Source organism: Lentzea waywayandensis (assembly GCF_900115955.1).
GTDB classification, from domain to species: domain Bacteria; phylum Actinomycetota; class Actinomycetes; order Mycobacteriales; family Pseudonocardiaceae; genus Lentzea; species Lentzea waywayandensis.
This window is the reverse complement of the sequence record NZ_FOYL01000012.1, coordinates 39,313-57,531: the sequence shown is the minus strand read 5'-3', so window position 1 is coordinate 57,531 and position 18,219 is coordinate 39,313. Positions and strand designations below refer to the sequence as shown.

The 18,219-nt window shown below is 69.8% G+C and carries 16 protein-coding genes; 4 read left to right on the top strand and 12 right to left on the bottom strand.

Annotation, left to right across the window (positions count from 1 at the left end; genetic code table 11):
• The first annotated feature begins 43 nt into the window (after nt 1–43).
• On the top strand, nt 44–148 hold the full coding sequence (locus tag BM417_RS47190) for an aldo/keto reductase (protein WP_218164667.1): 105 nt from the start codon (nt 44–46) through the stop codon (nt 146–148).
• On the opposite strand, the gene BM417_RS35295 is transcribed toward BM417_RS47190, so the two are convergent.
• The gene (locus BM417_RS35295; protein ID WP_245822402.1) at nt 145–807 is read right to left on the bottom strand and encodes a potassium channel family protein; all 663 of its coding nucleotides are present in this window, start codon (nt 805–807) and stop codon (nt 145–147) included. The two genes, BM417_RS47190 and BM417_RS35295, sit on opposite strands and share 4 nt — an antisense overlap.
• Nucleotides 797–2,125 carry a TrkH family potassium uptake protein gene (locus BM417_RS35290; RefSeq protein WP_245822400.1) on the bottom strand — a complete coding sequence of 443 codons (1,329 nt, stop codon included), beginning with the start codon at nt 2,123–2,125 and terminating at the stop codon, nt 797–799. The genes BM417_RS35295 and BM417_RS35290 overlap by 11 nt, the downstream gene beginning before the upstream one ends.
• 74 nt (nt 2,126–2,199) lie before the next feature.
• Between BM417_RS35290 and BM417_RS35285 the strand changes: the two genes are divergently transcribed.
• Complete coding sequence (locus tag BM417_RS35285; protein WP_143138931.1) at nt 2,200–2,709, top strand: P-loop NTPase family protein; 510 nt, start codon at nt 2,200–2,202, stop codon at nt 2,707–2,709.
• Here BM417_RS35285 and BM417_RS35280 read toward each other — a convergent pair.
• On the bottom strand, nt 2,591–3,313 hold the full coding sequence (locus tag BM417_RS35280) for a DUF2306 domain-containing protein (RefSeq protein WP_245822398.1): 723 nt from the start codon (nt 3,311–3,313) through the stop codon (nt 2,591–2,593). The two genes, BM417_RS35285 and BM417_RS35280, sit on opposite strands and share 119 nt — an antisense overlap.
• Nucleotides 3,314–3,421: 108 nt before the next feature.
• On the opposite strand from BM417_RS35280, the gene BM417_RS35275 reads away from it, so the two are divergent.
• Complete coding sequence (locus BM417_RS35275; RefSeq protein ID WP_093603526.1) at nt 3,422–4,189, top strand: TetR/AcrR family transcriptional regulator; 768 nt, start codon at nt 3,422–3,424, stop codon at nt 4,187–4,189.
• Here the strand turns inward: BM417_RS35275 and BM417_RS35270 are convergent.
• Nucleotides 4,182–6,569: a glycoside hydrolase family 32 protein gene (locus BM417_RS35270; protein WP_093603524.1), complete on the bottom strand. Its 2,388-nt coding sequence runs from the start codon at nt 6,567–6,569 to the stop codon at nt 4,182–4,184. The two genes, BM417_RS35275 and BM417_RS35270, sit on opposite strands and share 8 nt — an antisense overlap.
• Before the next feature lie 35 nt (nt 6,570–6,604).
• Nucleotides 6,605–7,849 carry a multidrug effflux MFS transporter gene (locus BM417_RS35265; RefSeq protein WP_245822396.1) on the bottom strand — a complete coding sequence of 415 codons (1,245 nt, stop codon included), beginning with the start codon at nt 7,847–7,849 and terminating at the stop codon, nt 6,605–6,607.
• Nucleotides 7,850–7,904: 55 nt separating this feature from the next.
• On the opposite strand from BM417_RS35265, the gene BM417_RS35260 reads away from it, so the two are divergent.
• Nucleotides 7,905–8,357 (top strand): MarR family winged helix-turn-helix transcriptional regulator, encoded by a 453-nt coding sequence (locus tag BM417_RS35260; RefSeq protein ID WP_093603892.1) that lies wholly within the window; start codon nt 7,905–7,907, stop codon nt 8,355–8,357.
• Nucleotides 8,358–8,554: 197 nt separating this feature from the next.
• Here BM417_RS35260 and BM417_RS35255 read toward each other — a convergent pair whose 3' ends face one another.
• The 7 genes from BM417_RS35255 to BM417_RS35225 form a co-directional block, all read right to left on the bottom strand.
• Complete coding sequence (locus BM417_RS35255) at nt 8,555–10,444, bottom strand: glycoside hydrolase family 76 protein (RefSeq protein WP_245822394.1); 1,890 nt, start codon at nt 10,442–10,444, stop codon at nt 8,555–8,557.
• Between the two features lie 98 nt (nt 10,445–10,542).
• Complete coding sequence (locus BM417_RS35250) at nt 10,543–12,375, bottom strand: glycoside hydrolase family 3 protein (RefSeq protein ID WP_093603520.1); 1,833 nt, start codon at nt 12,373–12,375, stop codon at nt 10,543–10,545.
• A 19-nt stretch (nt 12,376–12,394) separates the two neighbouring features.
• Nucleotides 12,395–13,984 carry a glucoamylase family protein gene (locus BM417_RS35245; RefSeq protein ID WP_093603518.1) on the bottom strand — a complete coding sequence of 530 codons (1,590 nt, stop codon included), beginning with the start codon at nt 13,982–13,984 and terminating at the stop codon, nt 12,395–12,397.
• Nucleotides 13,985–14,003: 19 nt separating this feature from the next.
• Nucleotides 14,004–14,831 (bottom strand): carbohydrate ABC transporter permease, encoded by an 828-nt coding sequence (locus tag BM417_RS35240; RefSeq protein ID WP_093603516.1) that lies wholly within the window; start codon nt 14,829–14,831, stop codon nt 14,004–14,006.
• Nucleotide 14,832: 1 nt separating this feature from the next.
• Nucleotides 14,833–15,729 carry a carbohydrate ABC transporter permease gene (locus BM417_RS35235; RefSeq protein WP_093603514.1) on the bottom strand — a complete coding sequence of 299 codons (897 nt, stop codon included), beginning with the start codon at nt 15,727–15,729 and terminating at the stop codon, nt 14,833–14,835.
• On the bottom strand, nt 15,726–17,000 hold the full coding sequence (locus tag BM417_RS35230; RefSeq protein WP_093603512.1) for a sugar ABC transporter substrate-binding protein: 1,275 nt from the start codon (nt 16,998–17,000) through the stop codon (nt 15,726–15,728). Before BM417_RS35230 ends, BM417_RS35235 begins: the two co-directional genes overlap by 4 nt.
• Before the next feature lie 47 nt (nt 17,001–17,047).
• The gene (locus BM417_RS35225; protein WP_093603510.1) at nt 17,048–18,082 is read right to left on the bottom strand and encodes a LacI family DNA-binding transcriptional regulator; all 1,035 of its coding nucleotides are present in this window, start codon (nt 18,080–18,082) and stop codon (nt 17,048–17,050) included.
• Between the last annotated feature and the right edge of the window lie 137 nt (nt 18,083–18,219).

Below are 18,219 nucleotides of genomic sequence, written 5' to 3'. Positions count from 1 at the left end.
GGGACACAGTCGGCGGTGATGCGGGCAACGGAGTCCGCGAGCCGTGATCCCGATTCCGGGAGCGAGCCGCCCGGCCTCGATCACCGCGTCGGCCCAGGCGGCGGAACTCACGCCGAGCGCGGAGGAACCGGCCCGGCTCGGGGACTAGGAGAGCTCCGCGAGCCGTTCCACCTCCGCCGTCCGGCCCGCCACGATGAGCACGTCGCCGGAGTGCACCAAGGTCTCCGCGGTGGCATAGGTGAAGCCCTCGCCAGGACGCTTCACGCCGACCACGGTCACGCCGTACTTCTTGCGCAACCTGCTCTCACCCAACGTGTGACCGACGGCCTCCTTCGGCGCGCGGGTCTTGATGATCGCGTAGTCGTCCTCGAACTCGATGAAGTCGAGCATGCGACCGTTGACGAGGTGGGCCACGCGTTCGCCCATCTCGTGCTCCGGCAGGACGACGTGGTGCGCGCCGATGCGCTCCAGGATGCGTCCGTGCTCGCGGCTGATCGCCTTGGCCCAGATGGTCGTGACGCCGAAGTCCACCAGGACGGCGGTCGTCAGGATGCTCGCCTCCAGGTTCGTGCCGATGCCGACCACGGCGAGCTGGAACTCGTCCACGCCCAGCTGCCGCATCACCTCGGCGTCGGTGCTGTCGGCGACCACGACGTGCGTGAGGTCGTCGGCGTGGCGCTGGACCAGCTTGGGGTCCTGGTCGATCGCCATGACCTCGGTGCCGTGGCTGACGAGTTCCAGCGCGAGCGAGCTGCCGAATCGGCCGAGGCCGATCACGACCACCCGGTTGGCCTGCCTATCCGACAATGGGGCGCTCCTCGGGTAGTTCGTAGCGGCGCCCGCGTTCGCGCAGCGCCAGGGCGGAGACCAGTGTGATCGGACCGAGCCTGCCGAGGAACATCAGCACCATGATCACCAGCTGGCCCACCACGGGCAGCTGCGCGGTGATGCCGGTGGACATGCCGACGCCGCCGAACGCCGACGCCGCCTCGAACAGCACGGCGTCGAGCCGGAACGACGTCGTGGCGAGCATGATCAGCGTGGCGATCATGACGGCGGCCACCCCCATCAGCGCCACCGTGACGGCCTGCCGCTGCACGTCGTTGCCCAGCCGGCGGCCCATCACGTGCACGCTCGGTTCGGCGCGCACCTCGGCGAGCAGGACGAACGCCAGCAGCGCGAACGTCGTCACCTTGATGCCGCCGGTGGTGCCCGCGCTGCCGCCGCCGATGAACATCAGCACGTCGTTCACGAGCAACGTGGCGGGCTGGAACTGGGAGACGTCCACGGTGTTGAAGCCCGCGGTGCCCGGCTGCACGCCGTGGAAGACGCCGATCAGCAGCTTCTCCCAGACCCCGTACGGCCCGAGCGTGCCTGCGCGGGCCCACTCGACGACGAGGAACATCAGCACACCGAACGCGATCAGCGACAGGTACACCGGCACCGTGATGCGGGTGTGCAGCGACCAGCGCTTGCGACGACGGCCGCGCAGCACCTCGAACAACACGGGGAAGCCCAGACCGCCGGTCACCGCCACCGCCACGACCGTCAGCGACACCCACGGGTCGGTCGCGAACCTCGTCAGGTTGTCCGGGTAGAGCGACAGGCCGACGCTGTTGAACGCCGACACCGAGTGGAACACGCCCGAGTAGAACGCCTGTCCCGGCGGGTAGCCGTACCCGAGCCAGAGCCGCAGACCCAGCACCACCGCGCCGATCGCCTCGACCACCAGGCTGATCACGACGACGCCCAGCGCGACCCGGCGGACGTGGCCGAGGTTCAGCGTGTTCGTCTCGGTCCGGACGGTGAGCTGCAACTGGAGGCCGATGCGGTTCGACACCATCATCGCCAGCAGTGACGCCAGCGTCATGATCCCGATGCCACCGATCTGGGCCAGCACCAGCAGCAGGACCTCGCCGAACGTCGACCAGTGCGTTCCCGTGTCGACCACCGCGAGACCGGTGCCGGTGAGGCCGGAGACAGCCGTGAAGAACGCCGTCATGAACGGGGTCGTCTTCCCCGGCTCGGCCGCGAGCGGAAGCATGAACAGCGACGTGCCGGCCGTGACCGCGGCCAGGAACGACACCACGACGAGGCGGCCAGGGTGGCGCCGGCCATTGATCACCGGCGTAGCTTAACCGTCCTCACCGGACAAAACAGGCTCGCACCGCCGACGGCCCCGCTGGCACGATCGCGACCGTGCAGCGCGTGGTGATCCTCGGCCGTGGCGGCGCGGGGAAGTCGACCCTCGCCGTCGCTCTGGGCACCGCGACCGGGCTGCCCGTCGTCGAACTCGACCGGCACTTCTGGGGACCGGCCCTGGAAGCGACTCCCCCTGACCGCTGGACCGTCGTCCAGGGCGACCTCGCCGCCGCCGACCGGTGGATCATGGACGGCGACCTCGGCCCCTACGACGTGCTCGACGTCCGGTTGCGCAGGGCGGACACCGTGCTGCTGCTCGACTACTCGTTTCCGCGCTGCGCCTGGCGAGCACTGCGCCGCTCACGGGAACGCGCCGATTTCTGGCTCTGGGTCTGGTCGTGGCGCCGTAGGCACCGGCCGCTCCTGATGGACGCGATCACAAGGCACGCTAGAGGCGCGCGGCTGCGGGTGTTCCGGAATCCACGAGCGACGGCGCGGTTCGTGGCGCACGAGGTTTGCGACGTTCCAGGATCCAGTCCGTCAGCAGGAGCAGAAGCAGCGGACTGAGCCAGACACCGATGCTCGTCGCGGTGTTGCGCATCAGTTCCGCGTTGCCACCGAACGCCGTGTCGACCTGCGGCGTGAGCACGATCATGGCCGGGACGTTGATGACCCGGCTCAGCGCGATCGACATCGCGAGCGCGAAGCTGCGCGACATCCACCGGCGGTGCTCGTCGTAGCGCCGCTGGAGGGCCTTCCGCAGCCCGACGATCGTGACGAGCAGCCACAGCGCCGATCCCACGAGGTTCGCCACCAGCACCGACGGCCCCGCCACGGTGTGCCAGCCGATGTACAGGCCGAGCACACCGGCGGGCAACGCCCCGGCGTAGACGTAGATCCGGCCGGTGATCCGGTGCCCGACCCGATGCCGCGCGCGGAACGCCGGCCAAACCTGGAAGCAGGCGGTCGCCATCGCGACGGTGCCGAACAGGACGTGCCCGACCAGCAGCGGGTAGTAGAGGTCGTTGCCCTCCGGCGGTCTCAGGCGGGACTGGGCCGGGTCGAAGGTCAGGTAGGGCGGCACGGAGAACGCCAGGAACGCCGCCACCACCAGCATCAGCGGCACGATCCAGGGCCGGCGCCACCAGGGCACGCGCGAGGTCGAGGTCATGACAGGTCCGTTCGTGGGGAACCAGGCGAGAAACTATGTACACCATACATATAAACGTATGACGTACATAGTTTTAGGATGACACCGGGCGACCGGACGGGATGGCGGATGACGACACGGGACAGCAAGGACTCCGACCTGGAGCGCAGCCTCACGCTGCTGTGGGCGGGACGCGCCAGGGGCAAGCGCGGCCCCCGGTCCCGGCTCAGCGTGGAGCTGATCGCGCAGGCCGCGGTCCGGGTCGCCGACGCCGACGGGCTGGAGGCGCTGTCCATGCAGCGGATCGCCACCGAGCTCGGCTACTCGACGATGTCGCTCTACAACCACGTCCCGAGCAAGGACCTGCTGCTGGAGGTGGCCGCCGACGTCGGCGCGGGCGCTCCCCCGGAGCTCGACGACGCCGCGGATCTACGGCAGTCCGTCCGGCAGTGGGCGGGTGCGCTGTGGGCCGGTTTCCACCGCCGCCCCTGGATCCTGCGCGTCCCGCTCGACCACGCGCCGGTGGGCCCCAACCAGCTCGCCTGGCTCGACCGCCTGCTGCGTCCTCTGCTGGCGGCCGGTCTGGCCGGCGGCGAGGCGCGGGCGGCGGCCCTGCACCTGACCGCGGTCGTCCGCGGCACCGCGCAGATCAGCACGAGCATGGCCGGCGAGTACAAGCGCGACGACGGAATCCCGCACACCGACGCGGACCTGACGCACGTCGTCGCCGAGCTCATCGACCCCGAGGACTACCCGGCGCTGACCGCGGTCCACGCCGCCGAGGTGGCCGATCGCCGGTCCGAACAACCGGGCGTGCTGCCGTTCGAGCTCGGCTTCGGCGTGGACCGGTTCCTCGACGGGCTTGAAAGCTGGGTGGCGGACCGAGGCGTCAGCTGATCACGAGCTGCCGCACCGACGCGGTCCCGGCGTACACGTTGAGCCCCACCCTTCCCGCACCGTAGGTCGTGTCGACCGCGTCGATGACCGGCGACGTGCCGCGGTCGAACCAGACCTGGATCCGTGAGCCGGTGGCCTGCACCTTCAGGTGGTAGGCGCGGCCCTGGACGATCGGCGTGGAGTAGGCCGCGATGTCACGGCCGGGACGCCACAGCTTCACGGCACCGGAAGCGTCGATGTTCGCGGTGTAGCCCGCGCCGTCGGCACCCGCGCGGAACGTCAGGCCCGCCGCCACCCCGTTCACGACGGACAGGTCGCCCTCGTAGACGAGGTCGGCGGCGGTGCGGTCACTGAGATAGAAGGCATCGCCGGAAGCGTTGGCGCGCAACGAGTCCGGTGTCGTGGTCCAGGTGCCGCCCACTGCCGCCCACGGTCCGGACGGGAACGCGGCGAACCCGGACGGACCGGTGTTCAGGTTCTGCACGGTCGCCGCGCCGCGATAGACGTTCGCGCCGAACCTCCCGGCGGAGTACGCGGTGTCGGTCGCGTCGATGATCGGCGACGTGCCGTGGTTGAGCCAGACCTGGATTCGGGATCCGGTCGTCGTCACGGTCAGGTGATAGGTCTGGCCCGGCGCGATCGGCGTGGAGTAGGTCGCGATGTCACGGCCGGGACGCCACAGCTTGACCACCCCGGCCGCGTCGATGTTCGCGGTGTAGCCGGCGCCTTCGGGCGTGGCGCGGAAGGTGAGACCGGCCGCCTGCGCGGTGTCCAGGCGCAGATCGCCCTGATAGGTCGCGTCGCCGGCCGTGCTCGCGCTCAGGTAGAACGAGTCGCCGGTCGCCTGTGCCCGCTTGCCGCCGGACACATCGGTCCACGAGCCCGCGGTGGAGTGCCAGGGGCCGGCGAGGTTGCTCTCCAAAGTGGACTGAGCGGTGCCCCAGCTCGTGCTGAGCCGGGTGAACTTCGCGTCCTTCACCCGCACCTGCCCGCCGTTCGCGAACAGTCTGATGCCCTGGCTGACGGCGGCGGAGTCGAAGTTCACGTTGTCCGCCACCGAGAACAGGCCGTCGCCGCTGAAGACCTCCAGCTGGCCCCGGTCGACCAGCAGCCGCACGCTGACCTCGTCGCCCGTGGGCTGGAAAGGCCTGCCGTACAACGTGCCCGCGGCTCGGTCGTAGGCGACTGTGCGGTCGGCGGTGCCGTCGGAACGGCTGTGCAGGGCGAAACCGAACTCCTGCGCCGTCGCGCCGCGCAGGTCGAACCGCGCGGTGATCTCGTAGGTGTCGGCGAGGATTCCGGCGAACGGGTTGTTCGTGGCGTTCACGGTGGTGTTGCGCCAGGTGCGGGTGTCGGCGCGCAGCGAGTCCAGTTCGGCCACCGGAGTCCTGGTGATCTTCGGGCCGTCCGGCGACCCGACCAGGCCCAGCGCCACGGGGAACGTCGCGTTGCCGGTCCAGGAGCCACCCCGGTTGCCGCCCTGCCAGGCCATCTGCACCACGCGGCCGTCCGGCGTGTTGTCGAACGACTCGGCGGCGTAGAAGGTGCCGCCGGGGTACGTGGTGCCCAGGTTCATCTTCTTCGGCTGCGGCCGGTCGGTGCGGAACGTCCTGCCGTCGAACGAGCCGACCACGTACTCGCTCGTCGCCGACGTGAGCACCCATTGCGGCGTGCCGTCGAGCGGCAGCACGAACAGGTCGGGGCACTCGAACAGCCAGTCGGCGGCGTAGCGGCTGGCGAACGTCCACTGGAGAAGGTTGGGAGAGGTGTAGATGTCCACGCCGTTGCCGCCGCGGTTCGACCAGACGACCATGACCCACTGGCGGCGGTCGGCGTCCCACACGACGTTGGGGTCGCGGCTCTCCTCCGGGATCTCGATCTGCTTGCGTCCGCCGTCGTACGCCTGGAAGCTGCGGCCGTTGTCGTTGCTGTAGAAGACGCTGACGCCGTTGGTGTTGGAGAAGACGACGATCGGGTCGAGGGCACCGGTCTTGAGGCCCGAGGTGTTGGTCTTGTCGACGATGCCGCCGCCGGAGAACAACGTGCCGGGGTGCACGCCGGGTTCCAGCGCGATCGGTTTCTGGGTCCAGTGCACGAGATCCGGGCTCGTGGCGTGGCCCCAGTGCATCGTGTCCCACTCGAGGCCGTGCGGGTTGTGCTGGTAGAAGAAGTGGTAGAGGCCGTTGGCGAACACCAGCCCGTTGGGATCGTTCATCCACCCCGACTGCGAGCTGAAGTGGAACTGGCCCCGGAACGGTTCCGAGTAGGTCGTCGGCGCGTACGGGAACTCCGGATAGTCCGGTGCGGTACCCGCCGAGGCGGGTCCGGCGGGGACGAGCAGGGCGAAGGCGGTGGCCAGCACGACCAGCAGCGCACGCATGACGGGACCTCCGGGACAACGTTGTCAGCCGGTGATCACCGTGGCGCACCACCGGCAGGCGTCACAACCGCCCTCTGGGTGAGAGCGTTCCCATCGCTCTGGACCTGCGGAGTGCGGGCGAGCACCTGGTAGGCGGAGGCAGCGAGAGCGGCGAGCACGGCGATGGTGATCGCCATCGGCAGCGCCGAGTGGCCGTCGCCCACGCTGACCAGCGGGGAGACGAGCGCCGCGAGCGCGAACTGCGATGCCCCCAGCACGGCCGACCCGGTGCCCGCGGCTCCCCGCACCGCGTCGAGGGCGAGGCCCGTCGCCGGTCCCGCGATGAAGCCCAGGGCCGGGACCAGGAAGAAGATCGGCACGACGAGCCAGCCCGCGTTGATCGGCAGGAGGGCGAGGACCAGCAGTGTCACGGCGGCGGTGAGCAGCCAGGTGGTGCCGATGGCGAGGATCCGGCGCGGGGGCCGGCGGCGCAGCAGCCGGGAGGCGACGGCACTGGCCGCGATCAGGCCGAGTGCATTGAGCGCGAAAAGCACCCCGTAGCCGACGGGGCTCAGCCCGATGACGACCTGGTAGAGGAACGGCGAGGCCGAGATGTAGGCCATCAGCACGGCGAACGAGAGCACGAACGTCGCCGTCGCGGTGAGGTAGGCCCGCCGGCCGAGACTGCGGAACCCGCCGCCGTGCGCCGAGCCGCGACGTTCCCGGGGATGGGTCTCGCGCACGAGCGCCGTCGATCCGGCGAGCATCGCGACCGCCAGGCCGGCCAGTACGAACAGCACGCCCCGCCACCCGATGCCGTCGACCATCAGGCTGCCCAGCAGCGGCGCGACCACCGGCGCCACGCCGGTCACGGTCATCATGAGGCTGAACGCCCGCGCCGCGGCCTGTCCGGTCGCGAGGTCGGCGATGATCGCGCGGCCGATGACCATGCCGGCCGCCGCGCTCACGCCCTGGACGAGCCGGGCCACCAGCAGGATCGCGATCGTCGGCGCGAGGGCGGCGAGCAGGCTCGCGGCCACGAACAGCGCCGAACCGATCAGTAGCGGCCCACGTCGTCCCCACCTGTCGGACACCGGGCCGAAGACGAGCTGCCCCGTCGCGAGCCCCAGCAGGAACATCGTGAGGGTGAGCTGGATGGCGGTGTCGCTGGTCTCCAGTTCGACGGCCATGCGCGGGAACGCCGGCAGGTAGAGGTCGATGCCGAACGGGGCGACGCTCGCCAGCAGGGCGAGCACGAGCAGCAGCGGCACGGGAATGGCGCTGCGTGACGGCGAGTTCACCACTTCTCCTGTCAGATGATAGCTATCAACTGACAGCAAAAGTAACATGGGTCGCGTGGATGAGGACGAGAAGGCCCGTTTGTTCGAGCTCGCCGACCTGATCGCCGCGGTCGGCCGCCAGATCCACGCCTCCAAGGAGTCGCTGAACCGGGAGTCGTGGACAGCGCTCGACATCGCCGTGATGCGCTACATCGACCGCAACCCCGGCACGTCGGCCCGCGCCGCCGCCGAGGCCACCCAGCAGATCTCCAGCAACTTCAGCCGAGCCCTGCGCGGCCTGGAGAACAAGGGCCTGGTGCACCGCGAACCCGACCCGCAGGACGCCCGGCGCGTCCGCCTCTACCCCACCGACCGCGCGCAGGAGAACCTCCGGCGGCTCAGCGACCTCTGGAGCGACCTGCTCGACGGCGTCGTCACCGACCGGGCCGAGGTGGACGCGACGATCGCGACGCTGCGGCACATCGAGACGAAGCTCGCCGAGAAGGCCCTCGCCCGGCTCGACAAGTAGCCGGCTCGCGGTCGACTGGCTCGCGGTCGACTGGTTCGCGGTCGGCTGGTTCGCGGTCGGCTGGTTCACGGTCGGCTGGCGGTGTCTGCGAGTACCACCAGCTCAAGATCGTCAGGCGCGTGACCACACCCACCCTTGCCTGCTGCCGCAGGCAGGATCCTCCGGCGGACGCCAGCCAGGACACCGGATGCCACGGGTCAGCCGATCACCGCGTTCAGGCCACTCGCCTGCGTGCGCCAGTCCACCTGGTTGGGCGTGCCGCCGGCCCAGCGCTGGCCGATCCGGTTCAGCGCGTCACGGTCGTTCGCCCAGACCGAGTCCGACTGCTGACGCGCGAACCGCTGGTAGGCGGCGGAGTTCGTGGCCTTGGCGAGGTCGTTCAGGAAGCGCACGAAGATGCCCTTGAACTGCTTCTGGTTGTCGTCGCAGGAGTTCGCGCCGACGTCGCACGACTCGGTGAGCACGCCGCCGCGGGTGAGCACGGGGCTCGCGATCGCCGAGTCCGCCAGGCGTTTCGCGGTGTTGAGGTACCTGGTGTCGCCGGTCGCGCGCCACACCTCGACGAGCCCACCGATGCCCAGTCCCTGGTTGTAGGTCCACACCGTCTGGCCGTTGTTGCGGCAGTCGCCGGTCAGCCCGTCGTTGACCAGGCCGGACGAGTTGATCAGTCCGCTGTTCAGGTACCAGTCCGCGGCGGTGCGGGCGCGTTGGAGCCACAGCGAGTCGCCGGGGGTGCGGCGGTGGATCGACGCGGTCAGCCGCAGGTACTGGCCGTTCGTCACGGCGTTCTTGTAGGTGCGTTCACGGTCCCACCAGACCCCGCCACCGCACGTGCGGGTGTCCCAGTACTGGTGCACGTACGTCGCGATGGTCGTGGCCATGGCGAGGTAGCGCTGGTCGCCGGTGCGGTCGTAGGCGGCCACCCAGGCAAGGCCCCACCAGGCGCTGTCGTCGATCGAACGGCTGATGAAGTCGCCCTCGATCGGGTCCGTGCTGCGCTGTCCCGCCGCGAACCGGCCGCGGTTGACGTCGAACGTGCGCGCGATCACCCAGTCGTAGTCCCGGATTCCGGAGTCCATCACCGCGGTCAGCGTCGTCGCCGAGTTCCACCAACTCGTCGGCCACCAGGCAGTGGACGGGTCGTAGGAGTACAGGAGTGCGTCCGCGGCGGCGCGCGCCCTCGTGGGGACGGGTCGCGCCCACGCCGTGCAGCTGCCTTCCTGGTGCGCTGCTTCCCTGCCGCACGCGCGCACTGCGCCGCCGTAGTGACGTCCGCGCGGGTCTCGGGTGGCGAACATGGTGGTGCGCACCGAACTCGCCCCGGCGGGCGTCGCGGTACGTCCCAGCGACGAACCGCCGGGCCAGCTCGCGCCGCTGTCCCAGGAGCGGTCGAGCCAGACCTCGTCACCCGGCCCGCCTGCCTCGATGCTCGCCCACGCCATCGCGTTCGCGTCGGTGTGCAGTCGGATGACCCGGCCGTACAACGTCGTCGGCGGCACCGGTTGCACGTCGCCGCTGGCCTGGCCCGCGCTCGTCCGATCGCACAGCACGTCGCACACGGTCGGGTAGATCCAGTCGGTGCAGGTGACCGCGGCGGCGTCGCCACACGCGCGGATCAGGCCGCGCCGGTGACTGACGGGGTCGGTCACGTTGTACATCAACGTTCTCGTGCCCGTCCACGAGCCGGGAATGCTCGCCCTGCCCAGCAACCCCTCCCAGCTCGCGCCGCCGTCCCACGACCTGTCCAGCCACACCGAGTCGCCGGTGACACCGTTGTCGACGCTCCCCCACGCCATGCCGTCGCGGTCCGACACGTGCAGCACCAGCCGCCGGCCGTTGATCTGCCTCTCCGGCACCGGGAACGTTTCCTGCTTGGCCTGGGAGGGATCCAAGGTGTCGCACGAGAGCACGCACACCGCCGCGGCCGCAACCAGGGGCGGGGTGCTGGGTGGCGGCGCGTTGGGTGGCGGCACGCTGGGCGACGGGGTGCTCGCCGACGGGGTGCTCGGCGGCGGCGTGCCGGGTGGTCCGCTCGGCGGCGCGGAAGGAACCAGCGCCAGCAGGATCGCCACCAAGAAGTTCAGCACACCGACCACACCCTCGCGTCCGTGGGAACGCTCTCATGGTCTGGGGCACGGCACGGCCCGGTCAACGGCCCGGTCGATTGATGTCCTGGACAGGATTTCTAGCGCTCTCCCGGCATCACTCCATGGCCGAAGGGGAAGAGCGGGTCCTCGTAGCCCGCGACGTCCTCGGGGTGGCGGCGCACCTGCTCCATCGACCGCGGCAGGTCGAACGGAAGCCTGCCGCGCGGCGGACAGACACCCGTCAGCGCGTCGACCAGGGCCTCGTCGGTGGTGCCGTAGCTGACCACCAGGGTCGACGCGATCGGGAGCAGCGGTGTCAGGACGGCCGGGCGGTCCAGCGTCACGTCGACGACCAACGGGCAGGCGTCGGCGATCCGGGCCAGGCGGGAGGCCAGGCCCGGCTGGAAGTCCAGCGAGCCCTGGTGGAACCACGACTCCAGGAACAGGTCCGACCGCGGATCGAACGGCGCCATCAGCCGCACGAGCGCGACATCGGCCTCTTCCGGTGTGGCGACGACGGTGCCCAGGCGCGCGGCGGCCTCGGGCGAGACGTTCTCCACGTAGATCTTCAGGCCTGGCCCCAACGGCAGGCTCGAGCCCGCCTGCAGGACCGTGACCGACTTGGCCTGCGCCGAGTGGCCCTCGTCGCGGAAGTCCTGCCGTCCCACGATCTCCGCCGCCCGGTCCTCGTCGACGAACGGGTCGTCGAAGAGGCCGAGGAGGAACTTGACCTTGAGCAGCCTGCGCGCCGACTCGTCGATGCGCTCCTCCGTGACTCGGCCCTGCGCCACGAGTTCAAGGAGTACGTCGACGCATTCCTCGCCGCCGAACTGGTCGGCTCCCGCGGCGAGGATGAGTTCCATGCGTCCGTGCGCGTCAAGGTGTTCGACACCCCAGGCCCGCGCGGGGAGCACCTTGTCGCCGACGTGGTTGTCCATGACGAGTTCCCAGTCGGTGAGGACCACGCCGTCGAAGCCGAGGCCCTCGCGCAGCATTCCGGTGACGACCTGGCGGTTGTAGCCGAAGCCGACCTCCTCGATCGCCTCGCCGTCCACCTCCAGGCCGACGGGCATGCCGTAGTACGGCATCACCGCCGCCGTGCCCGCCTCGATCACCGCGCGGAAGGGGGCGACGTGGTCGTCGAACCGGCCGCCGGGGTAGACCTGCTCACGTCCGTACGGGAAGTGCGCGTCCTCGCCGTCCTTCTGCGGGCCGCCGCCGGGGAAGTGCTTGCTGGTGCAGGCGACCGACTCCGGACCGAGCGACGCGCCCTGGAACCCGCGCACGTACGCGACGGCGAGTTCGGCCGTCAGCGCGGTGTCCTGCCCGAACGTGCCCGCCTGCCGCGCCCACCGGGGTTCGGTGGCCAGGTCGATCGCCGGGTGCAGGGCGCAGCGGATGCCGGCCGCGAGGTACTCCTGGCGCGCGATGTCCGCGAACCGTTCCACCAGCGCCGGATCGCGCAGCGCGGCGAGGCCCAGCGACTCGGGCCACTGCGAGAAGGCCTTGGCGCTGAACGACACCCCGGCGTTCTCGATGAACGCGTGCCGCGGGTCGGTGGAGATGGTCACCGGGATTCCGTGCGGCGTGCTCTCGGCGATGAGCTGGAGGTTGTTGTACCAGCGCGCCGCCATGCGGGCGTCGTCGAGCACGTGCACGTTGAAGTGCGACAGGTGTTTCTGCTTCACCACCACGCTCGTCGGCGACTTGCTGATGTCGCCGGGAGCCTCCTTCACCGTGCCGTCCGTGCCCGCCTCGATCACGGTGTGGAACAGCAGGCCTGCCTTCTCCTCCAGCGTCAGGCGCCCCAGCAGGTCCGCCACCCGTTCCGCCACGGGCAGGCGCGGATCCTCGTAGGGGTCCATGACGCCGTTGCCGTTGAGGTCGCGGTACTCGACACCGTCCTGCGAGATCAGCCGTACGGGCCGCATGCCTTTTCCTCCGTTGGTTTCAGACTCGGCTCGCACCGAACTCCTCGACACCGATCACCGGCCGCAACGCACGTTCGACGGCCGGGGTCGCGAACGCCCGGCGGATCACGTCCCGGCACAGGACGTTGCCGATCGCTCCCATGACCATCGCCTGGTCCAGCGAGAGGTAGCGCCGCGCGATGGTGCCCGACCGCACGGCGACCGAGTCGAAGAACCCGCCCGTCCCGTAGGCGCGGAGATCGTTCTGGATGCCGACGAGGTTGGTGTACGCCTCGTCGCGTTCGTGCATCATCGCCAGGAACGCCGCGTGCGGGGTGACCACGCCGTCGCCGTAGGTCGGCGTGGGCGCGGTGGCCGGGCGGCACGAACCGAAGCCTGCGTCGTAGTTCGTCATCTCCTGGTCGGAGAAGTAGCCGCTGGCCGGGTTTCCCGGCTCGCCGCCGGGACCGATGCCCAGCGCGTCGACGCCGTACTCGCGGTACCCGCCGGCGGGGTTGCTTGCCGGACTGAAGCCCCAGAAGCCGTACTTCGCCTCGAGCAGCCCGTGTTCCCGCTGTGCCCGGACGTGCAACGGGTGGTTGCGGCCCCACGACCGCGGCGCCCACTTCGCCTCGGGCACGAACACGTCCGGCATGAGTTCCTCGAACATGGAGCCGCCCCAGCCCGGCACGATCCGCATGCCGCGATAGGTGTAGGCGCCCTCGAAGACGTCGATGCCGTAGTAGGTCCGGTTCTCCCCCACCGGCTGCATCTCGTGCCACGACCAGTCGCACGAGGCCGGCAAAGTCCGCCACATCGCGAAGTACTGCTTCGGCGGGATCTGGCCGGTGATGATGCCGAGATAGCTGGTGATGCGCGTCTCGGACACCGTGGTGTCGTAGTGGTGCGTGGTCAGCCAGACCGGGTCGCCACCGATGTGCGTGCCCTGGTAGACCCCGCCGGGCCGGTCGTGGTCGAACGGGAAGAACCCGCCGTGGATCAGGCCGCCCGGCCGCACGGGGTGCGCGGGATCGTCGCCGGGGTTGTAGAAGGCGTCCCACCGCATGCGACCGAAGATCCGCTTCGCGAGTCCCGACGCCGCGCGGTCGGACTCCGCCACGACGCGCAGTGCCGCACCGAGCCAGCCGTTGTCCACGCTGGAGCAGAACGGGTGGACCACGGCACCCGTGCCGGGCCACGCGCGTAACGCCTCCCCGGTCTCCTCGTCATACCAGTTGTAGTACATGCCGCTCGGCGTGTGGTGTTCCATCCGGTCCACTGTGGACAACGTGCGGACCAGCCGCGCCGACGCCTCGCCCGAGGTGATGAGGCCGAGTTCGCGGGCCACGATCGCCGACCACAGGTAGCCGCCGATGTTCGTCGGCGAGGTGTAGCCGGAGCGGTCGGACGCGGCGAGCGACTCGGGGATGTTGTCCGCGGGCAGGCCCGTGCGGGACGGTGTCATGGCGACGAGACTGCGCCAGGTGTCGCGCGCCCATCCTCTGACCCGGACGGGGTCGGCGGTCAGCACGCCCCGCGTCGGGGCGGCGGAGGCGAACGAGGGAACCGCGAGCGCGGCCGCGCTCGCGACGAGCAGGGTTCGGCGGGTGATCCTTGCTGGCGATGCCATGAGAGTCCCCTTTGGACGATCACTTGATGCCGGTGGTCGCGATGCCTTCGATGAAGCGCCGCTGGAACACGAGGAACACGAGCAGGACCGGGAGGACGACGATGGTGGCCCCGGCCAGCAGCAGGCCGTACTGGATCGAGTTCTGGCCGGTCGAGTAGAGGGCCAGCGCGACCGGGAGCGTGTACTCGCTCTCCTGCTGCGCCACCACCAGCGGCCAGAGGAAGTTGTTCCAGCTGCCCAGGAACGTGAGGATGCCGAGCGTGGCGAGCGCGGGCCCGCACAGCGGCAGGATGATCCGGGCGAAGATGCGCACCTCGCTCGCGCCGTCGACGCGTCCGGCGTCGATCAGCTCCGTCGGCAGGCCCACCATGAACTGACGCATCAGGAAGACGCCGAACGGCGTGACGAGGAACGGCAGGATCAGCGCGGGCAGCGAGTTCGCCAGGCCCGCGTTGACGACGAGGACGTACAGCGGCACGAACGTGACGACGCCCGGGATCATCAGGGTCGCCATGACGACCACGAAGAGTGCCCGCTTCCCGCGGAACTCCAGCTTGGCGAGCGCGTAGCCGACCATCGAGCAGAAGAGCAGGTTCCCGGCCGTGACCAGGACGGCGACGATCGCCGAGTTGAGGAAGTACGTCCCGAACCGCAGGCGGGAGAACAACTGCGTGTAGTTGTCCAGGGACGCCGACTCCGGCAGCCACGTCGGCGGGTTGGCCAGGATCTCGCCCTCGCCCTTGAAGCTGCCCAGCACCATCCAGACGAACGGCGAGATCACGGCGATGAGCGCGACCGTGAGCGGAACATAGATCCACCAACGGTTCTGCGTGCGGTGCCCGGTCATGTCAGCCCCTCTCCCGCAGCAGGCGGAACTGCAGGGCGGTGACGATCGCGATGACCACGAAGATCAGGTAGCTCATCGCGGAGGCGTAGCCGTAGTTGCCGAACCCGAACTGCCGGTAGGTGTACATCGACGCGGAGATCGTCGAGTTGAGCGGGCCGCCGTTGGTCATGACGTACGGCTCCTCGAAGAACTGGAGGTAGCCGATCGCCGTCGTCACCGACACGAACAACAGCGTCGGCCGCAGCAACGGCAGCGTGATGTACCGGAACCGCGTCACCGCTCCGGCGCCGTCGATCGACGCGGCCTCGTGCAACGACGCCGGCACCGCCTGCAGCCCGGCCAGAAAGATGATCATCGCGGTGCCGAAGTTGCGCCACGCGGCCATGAGGATCAGCGCGGGCATCGACCAGTCCGGGTCGCCGAGCCAGTTCGGACCGGTGATCCCGACCCAGCCCAGCACGGTGTTGATCAGCCCGAACTCGTCCTGGAGCAGGAACCTCCACACCACCGCGACCGCGACGATCGAGGTGATGACCGGCGTGTAGAAGCCCAGCCGGAAGAACGCGCGGAACCGCGAGATCCCCTTGTCCAGCACGACGGCGGCCACGAGCGCGATGGCGAGCGTGAGCGGCACGCCGACCAGCACGAAGTACGCGGTGTTCGCCGCCGCCGTGCGGAAGAGCGGGTCGGCGAACGCCTGCACGTAGTTGCCCAGCCCGGCGAACTCCACGGCGAACGGCGTGCGCAGGTCGCGGTTGCGGGTGTCGGTGAGGCTCATGAACAGCGACTGGACCACCGGCCACGCCGTGAAGGCGAGGAACAGCAGGCAGAACGGCAGGATGAGCAGCCAGGCCGCCCGTTCCGCGCCTCGGCGGCGTGCCGGGGCGGTCAAGCTCACCGGCCGGTGCCGATCGAGTCGGCCGACGCCTGGGCGGCCTTCAGCGCGGCGGCCGGATCGGCGCCGGAGCGGGCCACCTTCTCGACCTCGGTGTCGAGCGCGGTGATCGCCTGCTCCCAGGTCGCGAAGGTCGGCGGCGACTGCGCGGTGTCGAGCTGCTTGCCGAACTTCGCGAGCTTCGTGTCGGCCGTGAGCGCCGAGTCCTGCCAGGCGCTCTTCACCGACGGCAGGTCGGTCGAGGACTGGTACCACTTGACCTGCACCTGCGGGCTCGCCAGCCAGTTCACGAACTTCCAGGCGGAGTCGCGGTTCTTGGTCTCCTTGAACACCACGAAGTTGGACCCGCCCACGAAGCTCGACGACGTCTTCTTCGTCGGCATCGGCATGACGTCGTACTTGTCCTTGAAGCCTTCCCCGCCGAGCTTCTCGACCGCGGACATCATCCAGGGACCGGAGATGAACATCGGCACGCGCCCGCTGACGAAGTCCGGTTCGGTCGTGGGCTGCGCGGGAGCTTCCTTGTCCGCGATGCCCTCGCTGAAGAAGGAGCCGTAGTACTTCAACGTCTCCTGCATCTCCGGGCTGTCGAAGTTGTAGGCGGCGTCGTTGTTCTTGGTCAGCGCCGCGCCGTTCGACCACGCGAAGGGCAGCAGCGACTGCCACGAGCCGGTGCCGCCGGCCTGGAGCCCGATGCCCCACTTGGCACCCGACTTGGCCTGAAGGGCCTTGGCCATCTCCTTGAGACCCGGCCAGTCGGTGGGAGGCGTCTCGTATCCGGCCGTCTTCGCGAGGTCCTTGCGGTAGTAGAGAAGCCGCGTCTCGACGTACCAGGGGATGCCGTACGAGGTGCCGCCGACCTCGGTCGTGCGTTGCGCGCCTTCGAAGAACGCGTTCTTGTCGATCGAGGACGGCGTCGCGTCGAGCGCGCCCATGCCCGCGAACTCACCCATCCACGTCGATCCCACCATGGCCGCGTCGGGCGCCTGGCCCGCCGTGATCGCCGAGGTGAACTTGTTGTGGGCGGCGTCCCACGGGATGGCGGTCACCTGGACGTCGACTCCGGGGTTCGCGTCCTCGAACTCCTTCGCGAGTGCCGGGAGCTTCTCGCCCTCGGCACCCATGGCCCACACGGTGATGGTGCCCGTGGCAGGACCCTGCGCGATGTCGGCGCTGCCCTGGCCGCCGGTCTGCTCGTCGCCGCGCCCGCAGGCGGCCAGCACCAGCACGAGGGCCGACACCCCCGCGATCGACCTGGAAGTTTTGTGCACCATTGCTTTTCGCTTCCTTTCGGCGTTCGTCTCAAGTAGACGGTGGTGAATCAGGTGACGGGCAGGCAGCCGCACGACGTGCGCACCACCAGCCGCGTCGGCAGCATTTGGGCGTAGGTTCGCGGCGGCTCGCCGCCCACGAGCTCGTGCAGGCGATCGGCGGCCAGCGCACCCAGTTCGTGCACGGGCTGGCGCACGGTGGTCAGCCCAGGCCGCACGTACCGCGCGGTCATGACGTCGTCCCAGCCCACGATCGCGATGTCGCCGGGCACGTCCCGGCCCGCGTCCTGCAGCGTGGTCATGATCGACAACGCCAGCTCGTCGTTGGCGCACATCAGGGCGTCGGCCTCGTGCTCACCGGCCAGCAGCCGCTGTGCGAAGGCGGTGCCATCGGCTTCGGACAGCCTGGCCAGGACGGGCTCGGCGGCGTCGAGACCGCGGTCCCGGTGCGCGGCGAGGTAGCCGTCGTACCGGTTGCGGATGTCGGGCCCGCTGTCCGGGTCGCCGACGAACAGCGCCCGCCGCCGGCCGTGGTCGAGCACGTGCCCGGCCAGTTCGCGCGCGCTCTCCAGGTTCTCCGCCGCGACCGCCTCGATGCCGTCCTGCGGTTCGCCCGCGATGACGACGACCGGCTTCTTCGCACGCAGCAACCGCACGAGGTCGGCCGGGATCGCCGCCGACCCGAACACGGCGATGGCGTCGACCCTGGTCGCCAGCTGCCGCACCGCCGCGGCCATGTCCGTGCGGCTGTTGGTGAGGACGAGCACCACGGACTGCGCGAGCTCGGCGGCGCGAGCCTCGAAGCCCATCAGCAGCTCGGCGTAGTAGGGACCGGACAGCTCCGGCAGCACGAGCCCGTGCGCCTCGTGGTGCCGCACGGCGAGACTGCGTGCCGCACCAGTCGGCACATAACCGAGTTCCTCGACGGCGGTGAGCACCTTCTGCCGGGTGGCCTCGGCCACGACCGTCGCGCCCTGGAGCACCCGCGACACGGTGGCGATCGACACGCCGGCGTGATCGGCGACCGAGTAGATCGTCGCTCCAGCGGACCGGGCCTCCGGAGAGGCTGGGTGCTGCTTCGCCATAGCGCTGCCTGCCGCCCTCATCGTCGTTGATCGGGATGATGTAAGCGCTTACATGTCACGCTGAGTAATGTAAGCGCTTACATAGTCTTGTTTCGGCAAATATAGGCACGAGTGGACGCCCGGCACAAGGGCCATCT